8 protein-coding genes are annotated in these 13,308 nt (G+C 61.9%); 6 read left to right on the top strand and 2 right to left on the bottom strand.

Annotated elements, in window-relative coordinates:
- The first annotated feature begins 139 nt into the window (after positions 1-139).
- From DES49_RS02310 to DES49_RS02330, 5 genes are all read left to right on the top strand, one after another.
- A complete protein-coding gene (locus DES49_RS02310; protein WP_166645962.1) occupies positions 140-769 on the top strand; it encodes a TetR/AcrR family transcriptional regulator in 630 nt (209 codons plus the stop codon).
- 52 nt (positions 770-821) lie between these two features.
- Positions 822-1,973 (top strand): efflux RND transporter periplasmic adaptor subunit, encoded by a 1,152-nt coding sequence (locus DES49_RS02315; RefSeq protein ID WP_133734754.1) that lies wholly within the window; start codon positions 822-824, stop codon positions 1,971-1,973.
- Positions 1,973-5,092, top strand: coding sequence for an efflux RND transporter permease subunit (locus tag DES49_RS02320; protein ID WP_133734755.1), 3,120 nt, complete (start codon positions 1,973-1,975; stop codon positions 5,090-5,092). The genes DES49_RS02315 and DES49_RS02320 overlap by 1 nt, the downstream gene beginning before the upstream one ends.
- 183 nt (positions 5,093-5,275) lie before the next feature.
- Complete coding sequence (locus DES49_RS02325) at positions 5,276-6,262, top strand: efflux RND transporter periplasmic adaptor subunit (protein ID WP_133734756.1); 987 nt, start codon at positions 5,276-5,278, stop codon at positions 6,260-6,262.
- On the top strand, positions 6,259-9,468 hold the full coding sequence (locus DES49_RS02330) for an efflux RND transporter permease subunit (protein WP_133734757.1): 3,210 nt from the start codon (positions 6,259-6,261) through the stop codon (positions 9,466-9,468). Before DES49_RS02325 ends, DES49_RS02330 begins: the two co-directional genes overlap by 4 nt.
- Here the strand turns inward: DES49_RS02330 and DES49_RS02335 are convergent.
- On the bottom strand, positions 9,456-10,637 hold the full coding sequence (locus DES49_RS02335) for a BaiN/RdsA family NAD(P)/FAD-dependent oxidoreductase (protein WP_133734758.1): 1,182 nt from the start codon (positions 10,635-10,637) through the stop codon (positions 9,456-9,458). The genes DES49_RS02330 and DES49_RS02335 overlap by 13 nt on opposite strands.
- A 68-nt stretch (positions 10,638-10,705) precedes the next feature.
- Between DES49_RS02335 and DES49_RS02340 the strand changes: the two genes are divergently transcribed.
- Positions 10,706-11,347 (top strand): TetR family transcriptional regulator, encoded by a 642-nt coding sequence (locus DES49_RS02340; protein ID WP_133734759.1) that lies wholly within the window; start codon positions 10,706-10,708, stop codon positions 11,345-11,347.
- A gap of 1 nt (position 11,348) precedes the next feature.
- On the opposite strand, the gene DES49_RS02345 is transcribed toward DES49_RS02340, so the two are convergent.
- Complete coding sequence (locus DES49_RS02345) at positions 11,349-13,217, bottom strand: sensor domain-containing diguanylate cyclase (protein WP_243864825.1); 1,869 nt, start codon at positions 13,215-13,217, stop codon at positions 11,349-11,351.
- Between the last annotated feature and the right edge of the window lie 91 nt (positions 13,218-13,308).

Genomic DNA, 13,308 nt, shown 5'->3' on the forward strand with positions numbered 1-13,308 from the left:
GGTAGTGGTTACGTGTTGGCGGATTCTACCAGAGCGGTGATGGTCCGAGGGTTGATTGATAGCTTGTAATGGGGCCGGGGCACCTTTAGAATCCGGACGGACTCGTCAGTCCATTTTGATTTTGATGGGAGTACACAGGGTGACTGATCACACCCAACAGGCAACGCGATGCCATAAAGCCCCCGAAGAACGCCGCCGCGAGATCCTGGCCGCCGCGGCGGTGGTCTTTGCGGATCTTGGTTACCGCTGCACGGATATGGACCGGATCGCGGAGCAGGCCGGGGTGGGCAAGGGCACGGTCTATCGCTTTTTTACGAACAAGGAAACCCTGTTCATGGCGACCGTGGAGAAGGCGGTTGATGACCTGAGCGAGTACGTGAACAGCGCCGTGGATCCATTGGAGGACCCGCTGGAGCAGCTTCGACTGGGGATTTCCCGGTACCTGGCGTTTTTCGAGCGTAATCCGGGCACCGTGGAACTGTTCATCCAGGAGCGCTCCGAGTTCCGTCGCGAGTCCAAGCCCATGTATTTCGTGTACCAGGACATCCATGGCGAAGCCTGGCGGGAACGCTTCCGGGCGCTTGTACGTCAGGGGCGCATGCGTGATATATCGCCGGAGCTGGCGCAGGAGCTGTTCAGTGATTTCCTCTACGGCGCCGTTTTCTCGCAGCGGCTTTCGGGCGATCGTCCTTCCCGCTCCGACCAGACTGACCAGATTGTGGACATTCTTTTCCACGGCATCCTTGCACCTGAGACAACCGAATCCTGATTCCGTCCGGCCGCATTCATGGCCGGACCAATCCGTTACTGGAGAAACTGCAATGAAACATCAGAACGCCCTTATCGTGGTTCTCGCGCTCCTCGGGCTCGCCGCCTGCGGTGGTGGTGAACAGCAGGGTCAGCAGGGGCAGGATACGCCGCCCCCTCCGGTAACGGTCACTGAGCTCGAGACCACGGATGTGACCATTGAGGAAGATTATGCCGGCCGTGTTCGGGGCGCCCGGGAGGTGGTTGTGCGCGCCCGGGTTGAGGGAGTGCTCGAGGAGCGGCTTTACGAGGAGGGCAGCCTGGTGGACCAGGGCGACAACCTGTTCCGTATTGACCCAAGGCCCTTTGAGGTGGCGCTCCAGGCGGCGCGCGCGGAACGGGAAACGGCCCGCGCGGAACTCAACCAGGCGGAACGGGAATGGAACCGGATTGCGAGTCTTTACGAACAGGATGCCGTGAGTGAGCGGGAGCGGGACAGGGCGCAATCCGCGTTTGAATCCGCTCGAGCCGCAGTTGCGGTTGCCGAGGCCGAGGTGGAACGGGCCGAACTGGAGCTTGGTTACACCAGGGTGGAGGCACCCGTGACCGGAATCACCGGCCTGGAGACGCAGTCCGAGGGCAACCTGATTGACCGCGGTGCGGAACTGACCCGCATTACCCAGCTCAATCCGGTGCATGTTCGTTTTTCCCTCCCGGAAGACGATGCGATGGCCCGGCGCCAGGCCCGGGAAGCCATGCAGAAGGGTGGTAAGGAGGGGCACAGCCGGGAGGCGGCCCTGATCCTGCCCGACGGGAGTGAGTATGCACAGACCGGCCGGATTGACTTCACCGCCAGCACCATTGATCCGGAAACGGGTACTGTTACCGCCCGCGCGGTCTTTCCCAATGATGACCACCAGGTTGTGCCCGGCCAGTTTGCCCGTGTGCGCGTGAAACTGGAGACGCTTGAGGATGTTGTCACCATCCCGGCGAAGGCGGTTTCGGACGGCCAGGAGGGGCTTCAGGTATTTGTGGTGGACAGTGACGGCAAGGCCCAGGCACGTCCAGTGGAGGCCGGGCGCACCATCGGCGAGAAGCGCATAATCATGGAGGGCCTCGAAGCCGGCGACCGGGTCGTTATCAACGGTATGGCCGGCATCCGTCAGCCCGGCACGAAAGTGAAGGTGCAGAACGACGACGGCAACACTGACGGGGAGGCTGGCTGATGCTGCGCTTTTTCATCGACCGGCCCATTTTTGCGTCGGTCATCTCCATCATCATACTGATTGCCGGCGGCGCTTCCCTGATGACCATGCCGGTGGAACAGTATCCGAACGTTGTCCCGCCGGAAGTCGTGGTCGAGGCCGCCTACCCCGGCGCCAACGCCGAGGTGCTTGCCGACTCCGTGGCGGCCCCGCTGGAGCAGGAAATCAACGGCGTGGACGACATGATCTACATGGAGTCCAGCAGCACGGATGCCGGCACCGTCCAGATCACCGTCTCCTTTCAGCAGGGCACGGACCCGGACCAGGCGACCATCAACGTGAACAACCGCGTCCAGAGTGCCATGTCCAGCCTGCCGCAGGCGGTCCGGAACCAGGGCGTGAATGTTGAAGCCCGTTCCACCTCCATCCTGCAGGTCGTGGCCCTGTCCTCGAAAAGCGGTGACATGGGCACCCTCGATATCAGCAACTATGCGCTGATGAACGTCATCGACGAACTGGTGCGCACGCCGGGCGTGGGCAATGCCTCGCTGTTCGGTGCGCAGGACTATTCCATGCGCATCTGGCTGCAGCCGGACAAGATGGCGGAATACAACATTGCGCCCATGGACATTGCCAACGCCCTGCGCGAGCAGAATGCGCAGTTTGCCGCCGGGCGCCTCGGCGGTGAGCCGGCGCCCGAGGACCAGGCATTCTCGTACACCGTTTCGACGCCCTCCCAGATGACCGATCCCTCGGAATTCGAGCAGATCATGCTCCGCACCACCTCGGACGGTGCGTCGCTGAGGCTGGGGGATGTGGCCAGCGTGGAGCTGGGTGCCCAGAACTATGATTTCTCGGCCACCTATAACGGCCAGCCCACGGTACCGGTGGGTGTTTACCAGCAGCCGGATGCCAACGCCCTGGAAACCGCCTCAAACGTGCGTGAGGCCCTGGCGGACCTGGAGGAGCGGTTCCCGGAAGACCTTGAGTACAACATTCCCTACGACACCACCGAGTTCATCGAGGTGTCCATCAAGGAGGTGCTGATCACGCTGGCGATTGCCCTGTTGCTGGTGTCCATCGTTACCTTCGTGTTCCTGCAGCACCTGCGCGCGACCCTGATCCCACTGGCGGCCATTCCCGTGGCGCTGGTGGGCACCTTCGCGGGCATGACGCTGTTCGGGTTTTCCGTGAACCTGCTGACCCTGTTCGGACTCATTCTCGCCATCGGGATCGTGGTGGATAATGCCATTATCGTTATGGAAAACGTGGAGCGGCTCATGCACGAGGAAGGCATGTCCGCCCGCGACGCCTCGATTGAGACCATGAAGCAGGTCTCCGGTGCGGTTGTCTCCTCCACCCTGGTGCTGGTGGCGGTGTTTGCGCCTGTCTCCTTCATGGGCGGGCTGACCGGGGAACTCTACCGCCAGTTCGCGGTCACCATCGCCGTGTCCATCGTGATCTCCGGGGTAGTGGCGCTGACCCTGACCCCGGCCATGTGTGCCCGCCTGCTGGAAGGCGAACCGGCGGATGTATCCAAGCCCTTCCAGTGGTTCAACGCCGCCTTTGACCGGATTACCAACGGATTCGTGGCCGGTGTCAGCTGGCTGCTCAATCATGCCGTTATCGGTGTGATTCTCTTTCTGGCCTTCATCGGGACTTCCCTGTGGATGATGAACAAGATGCCATCCGGGCTCGTGCCCCAGGAGGATCAGGGCTTCGTGATCATGGCGCCTTCCCTGCCGCCGGCATCGGCCATGGGTCGCACCGAGGCGATGCGCGACAAGCTGGTGGACCAGGTTATGGATATCGAGCAGGTGGAGGAGGTTGTCGCCTTTGCCGGATATGACCTGCTTGCCAGCGCCCGTCGCCCCAATGCCGCTGCGGGCTTTGTCATCCTTGAGGACTGGAGCGAACGCGAGGGGCAGGGGGAAAACGCCCAAGCGGTTGCCGGTAAGATCATGGGCCTTGGGCAGGGCCTTCAGGAAGCCAATGTCATGTCCTTCTCACCGCCGCCCATACAGGGGCTTTCCCTTACCGGCGGCGTGGAGGGTTACATCCAGTCCCAGGGGGACATGAGTATTGAGGAGCTCCATGACACGGCCCAGCAGGTGGTGGCCGCCGCCAATGAGCGTCCCGAACTGACCAACGCGCGTACCAAGCTCACCGTTGGAACGCCACGCTACAAGGCGGAAGTGGACCGTGAGAAATCACGCGCGCTCGGCGTGCCCGTCAGCGAGGTCTTTGCCGCCCTGCAGAGCACCTTCGGCAGCTTCTACGTGAATGACTTCACCATGATGGGCCGGAACTGGCAGGTGAATATGCAGGCGGAAGGAGAGTTCCGCAGCAAGCCGGAGGATCTGCGGCGCGTGTTCGTGCGTTCGGACAAGGGCGTGATGCTGCCCGTCAGCTCATTGGTGGACCTGACGCGGGAAACGGGCGCCGATATCGTGGACCGCTTCAACGTCTATCCCTCCGCGAATATCACGGCGGACCCGGCGCCGGGCTACACCACGGGTGACGCCATGAACGCCATGAAGGCCGTGGCCGATGCCAACCTCGGGCCCAACAACCCCATCGGCTGGATCGGCGAGGCCTTCCAGCTGGAAGTAGCCGGCTCGGCGGGTGGAATTGCGTTTGGCCTGGGCCTGCTCATGGTCTTCCTGATCCTGGCGGCCCAGTATGAGCGTCTGACGTTACCTCTGGCGGTGGCTACGGCCATTCCGTTCGGGGTCTTTGGCGCGGCGCTGTCCTCGTTGCTGCGTGGTTTCCCCAACGACATCTACTTCCAGGTGGGGCTGCTGGTGCTGATCGGGCTGGCGGCCAAGAACGCCATCCTGATCGTGGAGTTCGCCGCCCAGAACCGCAGCGAGGGCATGTCGCCCAAGGAGGCCGCGGTCGCCGCTGCTCGCCAGCGCTTCCGGGCGATCATGATGACGGCCCTGACCTTCATCATCGGCTCCGTGCCCCTGGTGATCGCCACCGGCGCCGGCGCGGCAAGCCGCCAAGAGATCGGTACCGTGGTGGTTGGCGGCATGATCGCGGCCAGCACCCTGGCGCTGTTCTTTGTGCCGCTTTTCTACCGGTTGTTCGAGGAGCTCTCGATCCGGCTCAAGTCGGATAATGGGTCTGCCCAGTAGGCAGTTCCCGGTACGGGATATTGATGACGTCGATCATCGGGGCGTCAGCGCGGTCAAGGGATAATGGACGCCCCTTTATGGAGGCAGCACGTGGCACCCGTGGTGGACGTGTTGTCTTTCAGTCATCAGGTTCGGCTGCTAGACTTAATATTAGAATAATCTAAACCTGTATCGGGAATCACAATGCGCCAATTACTCGCCCTGATGGCCCTCTGTCTGGTTTCAGGCCTGCTCCATGCCGATGACTGGGTAGAGGTCAGAAAAGAGGCCCTGTCTGAAACATTGCGCCTTGATGGCGTCATAGAGGCGGTGCGCGAAAGTACCGTTTCGGCACAGACCACGGGCACCGTCACAAAGCTGCCTTATGACGTGGATGACCGGGTTGATGCCGGTGACCTGATCATCCAGCTGGAGGACAGTGAGCAACGCTCCCGCCTCAATCAGGCGGAATCGGCGCTGGAGGAGGCAGAAGCCGGTCTCGAGGATGCGCGCCAGAACTTTGAGCGTGTGCAGTCTCTTTATGAACGTGATGTGGCCACCCAGTCCGATCTGGATCAGGCGCGGAACCGGCTGAACGGTGCCGAAGCCCGGGTGAACCGGACCGAGGCGGAAGTGGCCGAGGCCCAGCAGCAGCTTGACTACACGCGGGTTAAGGCGCCCTACAGTGGCATCGTGACGGAACGGATGGTGGAGCTGGGTGAATCGGTGATGATGGGCCAGCCGCTGATGCGGGGACTGTCACTGGAGCAGCTCCGCGTGGTGGTCTCGCTGCCCCAGCAGTATGCGAACCGGGTCCGGCGGGAGCGGAACGCCACGGTTACGCTGGATGATGGACGCCGACTCGAGACTGGGGAAATGACCTTCTATCCCTACGCTGATGAGGCAACTCACAGCTTCCGTCTGCGCTTGCGCCTGAACGAACCCCAGGGTCAGCTTTTCCCGGGGATGCTGGTGCGTGTCGGCATTCCCCTGGACACAAGGGAGGCCCTGTGGGTGCCGCAGAGCAGTCTGTACCGACGGGGTGAGCTGAGGGCCGTGTTCGTCAAGGGCGAAGAGGGCGAACCACGACTGCGCCAGGTGCGCGTGGGCGTCTCCCGTGATGGCCGGCTGGAGATTCTCTCCGGCCTTTCCGGGGATGAACAGGTACTGCGGGAGGCCGCAGACCGATGACGGAACCGTCCCGCCTCGGCCCTTCCGGCCATATTGCCAGAGCCTTCCAGAACTCCCGGCTGACACCGCTGCTCGCGTTGATCGGCGTGCTTGCGGGCATCGTCGTCGTGATCCTGACGCCCAAGGAGGAAGAGCCCCAGATCGATGTGACCATGGCGGACATCACGGTCCCTTTTCCCGGGGCCAGTGCCCGGGAAGTGGAGAGCCTGATTGCCACGCCCGGTGAGCAGATCCTGGACGAGGTTCAGGGGGTGGATCACATCTATTCCATGTCCCGCCAGGGCGCGGCGGTGATCACCGTCCAGTTCGAGGTGGGCGTTCCACGCCAGGAGGCGTTGGTCCGGCTCTACAACAAGGTTCATTCCAACAAGGACTGGTTCCCGCGGGATCTGGGCGCCGGTGAACCCGTCGTCAAGCCCCGGGGTATAGACGATGTGCCCGTGATGACGCTGACGCTCTACGATCCGGAGGGCAAACAGTCCGGTGAGGAGCTGACTCGCCTGGCGCACACCCTTGAGGCGGAACTCAAGCGCGTTCCGGGAACCCGTGATATCTACACCGTGGGGGGAATCCCGGACCGGGTGGATGTGCATGTGGATCCGGCCAAACTCACGGGCTACAACCTGTCCGTGGATGACCTCCATAAGGCCCTGAACGCCGCCAACGCCGGTGGACAGGAGACGCGCATCACGCGTAACCGGCTGTCCGTGCCGTTGCAGGCGGGAACGCTGCTGTCTGATGTGGAGACGATGGAAACCCTGGTTGTAGGCCATCACCAGGGCGCGGCCGTGCACCTCAACGACGTCGCCACGGTCAAGCGCGGCGGCACAGTCCCGGATGAGAGTGTGCAGCTTGGCTTCGGCCCGGCAGGAGACGGCGAGCCGGGGCGCATCTATCCGGCCGTTACCATGGCCGTCGCCAAGAAGTCCGGGGAAAACGCCATCGACGTGACACGTGCGGTGGAGGACCGGCTTGAGCTTCTGAAAGGGCGGGTGGTTCCGGACAATACTCGCATACTCACCACCCGCAACTACGGTGAGACGGCCTCGGACAAGGCACAGAAGCTGATCTCGGACCTGGTCATGGCCACCATCTCGGTCATGCTGCTGGTGCTGGCCGCCATGGGGTGGCGACAGGCCGCGGTGGTGGGGCTTTCCGTGCTGCTCACCCTGCTGCTGACCCTGGTGTTCTCCTGGGCCTGGGGCTTCACCCTGAACCGGGTGTCGCTGTTCGCGCTCATCTTCGCCATCGGCATCCTGGTCGACGATGCCATCGTCATCGTGGAGAACGTGAACCGACGTATCCAGAATTCCAGTGATCCGGCCATACGGGTCATTCCCAGGGCGGTGGACGAGGTGGGGACGCCCACCATCATGGCCAGCCTCACCATCATGGCGGCGCTGCTTCCCATGGCATTCGTGACCGGCCTCATGGGCCCCTACATGAGTCCCATCCCCATCAATGCCTCGGCGGGCATGGTGCTCTCCCAGATCGTGGCCTTTGTGCTGACGCCCTGGCTGGCCCTGAGACTGGTCAAGCCGACGGATCGGGGGCAGGGCGAGATCGACAGCGAGAGCGTTGTCGAAGGCGTGAATCCCAAGCTGCACGGTTTCTTCCACCGCATTATGAATCCCTTTCTGGGTGATCATTCCTGGCGCCGCCACAGCCTGGCATCGGGGCTTATCCTGCTGACCCTGGGCGCCGCTGCGCTGCCGGTGTTCATGTTGGTGGTTCTCAAGATGCTGCCGTTCGACGACAAGTCCGAGCTGCAGGTGGTTGTCGACATGCCGGAAAACACCCCCATGGAGGAAACCCAGCGTGTGCTGACGGAAATGGGCGAATACCTGGAACAGCAGGAGGAGGTCACCAACTGGCAGGCTTACGCCGGCACCGCATCGCCCATCAATTTCAATGGCCTGGTGCGCCAGTATTACCTGCGCAGCGAGCCCTACCAGGGCGATCTCCAGGTCAATCTCCGTGACGAGGGCCGGGAGCGCCAGTCCCACGACATCGCGCTTTCAATGCGCGAGCCTCTCACGGAGATTGGGGAGCGCTATGACGCTTCCGTCAAGATCGTGGAAGTGCCGCCGGGGCCGCCGGTACTGTCGCCCCTGGTCGCGGAGGTCTATGGCCCAACGCCCGAAAGCCGTGCTGAGCAGGCGAAACAGTTGGCCGATCGCATGGGGGGTGTCGAGGGGCTTGTGGATATCGATACCAGCGTGGAGGCGCCAACCGAGGAATGGCGCGTGGTGGTGGACCGCAAGCGCGCCGCGACGCTCGGTGTTTCCCAGGCCCAGGTGGTCCAGACACTCGAGACCACCCTGGGTAACCGGAACGTGACCTACCTGCGGGATCCGAATGCGAAGTATGCCGTCCCCATCCGGGTGATCCTGGAGGAAGGCGACCGGGCCCAGAAATCCGCCCTGCTGTCATTATCCGTGCGGAATCGCCAGGGGGAACTCATCCGGCTGGGTCAGGTGGCGAGCATTGAACCCAGTCAGTGGCCGGGGGTTATCCATCACAAGGACCTGATGCCGGTGAGCTATGTAACCGCTGACATGGCAGGCGAAGTGGATTCGCCGCTGTATGGCATGTTTGACCTGGTGGGTCAGCTGGGCGACGAAGAGGATGCGCCGCCCCAGCATTACATCAGCCAGCCGGAGTGGCCGGACAGCGCCGCGATCAAGTGGGACGGGGAGTGGCAGATCACCTACGAGACCTTTCGTGACATGGGGATCGCCTACGCGGTGGGCATCGTGGCCATCTTCCTGCTGCTGGTGGCCCAGTTCGGCTCCTACGGTATCCCGCTGATCGTGATGGCGCCGATTCCGCTGACCCTGATCGGCATCATGCCGGGCCATGCCCTGCTGGGCAGGGAGTTCACGGCAACCAGCATGATCGGCATGATTGCCCTGGCGGGCATCATCGTGCGTAATTCCATACTGCTGGTGGTTTTCATACAGGATCTGCTTCGCGAGGGCCGGCCCCTGGAGGAGGCTGTCGTGCTCGCCAGTTCAGTGCGGATCAAGCCGATCTTCCTGACGGCCGTCTCCGCCATGCTTGGCGCCTTCTTCATCCTGTTTGATCCCATCTTCAATGGGTTGGCGATTTCACTGATCTTTGGCCTGCTGGTCTCCACAATCCTGACCGTGATCGTGGTGCCGTTGGCCTACTACGTCTTTATCGGAGAGCGTCAGCAGGCCTGACCGGCAGCGACGCCGGAAGCCCAGGCCCACTGGAAGTTGTGGCCGCCAAGGTGGCCGGTCACATCCACCACCTCCCCGATGAAAAAGAGCCCCGGCTGATCCCTGACTTCCATGGTCTGTGAGGAAAGCGCACGGGTATCCACCCCGCCCAATGTGACTTCTGCCGTGCGGTACCCTTCGGTGCCGGCGGGGCGGATGGTCCACTGCTTGAGGGTGTCCGCAATGGTATCAATATCACGGTTGCTGTAGTGCTGCAGCGGTTGGTCCCAATTCTGGAGCGTGCTGAAAGCCCGGGCAAAGCGCTTGGGCAGTTGCTCGTTCAGGTACTGGGTCAGTGTTGTGCTCGGACGCTCCTGGCGCCGCAGCCTGAGGCTGTTCTGAGGGTTATCCGAAGGCAACAGGTCAATCACCAGCTCGTCCCCCGGTTCCCAGAAACTGGAGATCTGGAGCATGGCGGGGCCGCTGAGCCCGCGATGGGTGACCAGCATGGGTTCGCGAAAGGACTCACCGTTACAGTGCACCTCAACGGGGCAGCTGATGCCGGCCAGTGGAGACAGCTGCTCCTTGAGCGTCGGTTCCAGCGTAAAGGGAACCAGCGCGGCGCGGGTAGGCAGCACCGGAATCCCGAACTGGCGGGCAATCTCGTAGCCAAATCCCGTTGCGCCCATGGTGGGAATGGACAGGCCGCCACAGGCGACGACCAGTGACTCACTGCGGAAGGTGCCTTCACTGGTGGAAACCTGGTAGCCGCCGCTGCTCTGGGCCACGGCGTCAACCTGGGTTCTGAGCATCAGCTCCACCCCGGCCCAGTCACATTCCGTGAGCAGCAGCTCGACAATATCCTTGGCGCTGTCCCGGCAGAAAAGCTGGCCGGCGGCCTTTTCCTCATGCTCAATGCCATGGCGCTCCACCAGATCCAGGAAGTTCTCCGGCGTATAGCGTTTAAGCGCGGAAATGCAGAAGCCTGGATTGTCGGAAATGAAATTCGCCGGGGTACTGTTGAGGTTGGTAAAATTGCACCGCCCGCCACCGGACATCAGGATCTTGCGGCCGGGCCTGCGGGCATGCTCGATCACCAGCACACGCCGACCCCGGTAGCCGGCGGTCATGGCGCACATGAGTCCGGCGGCCCCGGCACCGATAATGATGACGTCGTAACTGGATGGCATGATTCGTTGTGTGCTCGGGTGGGCGGATTAATCGACTATTCTACGGCCAGACGCAAGGCGACAAAAGCATGATCGGCACCACCGCTTCCGTCCCGGAAGGCAAGATGAAACTGCTCCAGGCGTCCCTGCGCCTGGTCACGAGCAGTCGTAGCCTGAGCTCGCTCGGGATCCGGGAGCTGGCGCGCGAGGCTGGCCTGAACCCGAACACCTTCTACCGCCATTTCTCCGATCTGGACGATTTCGGCCTCTTCGTGTTTGCCTGCATCGCCGATGAGGTCAAACGCCAGGTGCGTCTTCTGCGCAAGGCGGCCTCGTCCTCCGACCAGGCGGCCCATGATTCCGTGCATTTTGTCTATGAGTATTTCCGCGCCAACCCGGCCGTGGTGATGGTGGCAGTGCGCGAACTCCACGGGCCTTCTTCCGTGCTGCGTCGGGCGATTTCCGAGCAGCTGGAACAGGCCGCCATTGAAATGGCGGACGATGTAACGGAAAGGGCGCTGGTCCCGGATGTCGACCGTACGACCGTTCTGGATATAGCCCGGACCGTGGTGCGTTACATGCTGTTCCGGGGGATGGATTACATCGAGAGCGAAGGCCAGCAGCGCGCTATCCAGCAGGAGACGGAGCGCTTCCTGCGGCGCCAGTTCATGGGGGCGCTCGCAGAGAAGATGCTTCCGGGGCTGGATGCCAGGCTCTCCGGAAAGGCCTGAGTCAGGCGGGCTCGGAGCCCTCGGGGTCAAAGACCACAACCTGGTTCCGGTCTGCTCTTTTTGCCTGATAGAGCGCTCTGTCGGCTTCCTCGAACAGTTGCTGGCTCATGTCGGCGTTTCCCGGTATCCGACTGGTTACTCCGATGCTGAGAGTCACAGTGATGCGTTCATCGGAAACCTGGAAGGGGGCGCTGGCCATCTTTTTCCGGATCCGTTCGGCAACGCACCGCGCACCCTCCGCTGTCGTATCCGGGAGCACGGCCACAAATTCTTCGCCGCCGTAGCGGGCAAGAAGGTCCGGCGAGCGGGTCACGACGCTGGCCATGGTCTCGGCTACCACCCTGAGGCACTGGTCACCCACAAGGTGTCCGTAGGTGTCATTGAATGACTTGAAATGGTCGATATCCATGACCAGCAGTGACAGGGACTGCTGGTAGCGGAAGGCTTCCACGCAGTAGGTCATGAAGGCCTCCTCGAAGTAGCCGCGGGTTTTGAGTCCGGTCAGGGAGTCGGTTGTGCTGAATTCCCTGAGCTTCGCGTTGGCGGTTTCCAGTTCTTCCGTGCGCTCGCGAACCCGCTCTTCCAGCTTTGTATTGGCTTCCTCCTGTATCTTGAGCGTTTCCGCCTGGGCGAGACGGGCGTTCTTTTCCTCGCGCAGCGCCATCTGCTGGGCTTCCAGGGCCGTCTGTTTTTCCTTGTTCAGGCGGTCGGCAATGGCGATGGAAAGCAGTATAACGCCCAGTGCGGAGCCCACCTGTACAGCGTTCTGGGTAAAGACGTTGTTGGGGACGAGGGCGAGCTTGTTCAGTGCCAGTACAATGCCGCCGAACAGCATGAAGCACCAGGCCAGGGTGTAGTAACGCGCTGCAAAATCCCCCTCCAGAAGCCGGACCACACCCACAGTCAGCATCAGGGAACAGGCGATGAAGGCCAACAGAATGCTGGGCAGAACGATATGGGCAAAGGGAATGACCAGTGCCGCCAGGACAATGAGTGCAGCCACGCCCGCTACCGTGAGAATGGTCCCATGAATGATGGGGTGACTGTGCCGCCCTATGGACAGGAAACGCACGGTGAAGAAGGATCCGAAGATGACCACGGCATGCAGGAAGATCATCAGCAACTGGTTGTTCCACCAGGTGGCCTGTGGCCACAGGTACTGGTAGGAAAGCCCGCCAAGGGTCGCCAGGAACAGTGGCATGGCGGTGATATAGCCCAGGTAGTAGAGGAAGGCGCGTTCCCTCAGGGCAATGAATACGAAACAGTGGTAGAGAATCATGGCCACGGCGATGCCGTAGTAGATGCCCTGGAACAGCAGGTCGGACTGCTCGTAGACCTGGAAGGCTTCGGGGGCCCAGAGGGTCAATGGCAGCTGCATCGAGCTGCCGGTGGTGACCCGCATGTAGATGGTAAGGGTTTCGCCCGGCGCCAGCTCCAGAGGGACAATGAAGTTGCGGTGCTCCAGTGGGCGCTCTTCGAATGGACGCTCGTTGCCAAGCAGGAGCTTTTCCATCGGCGCGTGGTCGTGGATACGGTAGAACTCAATATGGCGCAGGACCGGGTAGCCGATTTCGAAGTAGGGCCTCAGGCGCTGCTCGGTCGGGTTCTTCAGGGCGATGCGGAACCAGTAGGGGTGATCCACATATCCGTGGCTGATCGCGGGTGGGGATTCGGCACGCCACTGATCATCGGCCAATCCCATAACCTCGTCGAGGCTGGCATCTCCGCCCCTGTCGACCCAGGAATAGGTGTAGCCCTCAAGCTCAAGGCTGCCTTCTGTTCCTCTCCAGTGTGCAGGCTCAGCCCCAAATGCCGGCAGTACAGCGAGGCAAAGCCACAGCATTGCGAGCAATCGGTATTTGTGGCTCATAGACATCTTCCGGCGTTTCAGCAAGTGTAGTTGCAAATGCCGGAACCGTGAATTGTTGATCTACGCCAGATAGCCCGTACCTTCTCTTTCA

Source organism: Halospina denitrificans, assembly GCF_004364635.1.
Lineage (GTDB): Bacteria > Pseudomonadota > Gammaproteobacteria > Pseudomonadales > Oleiphilaceae > Halospina > Halospina denitrificans.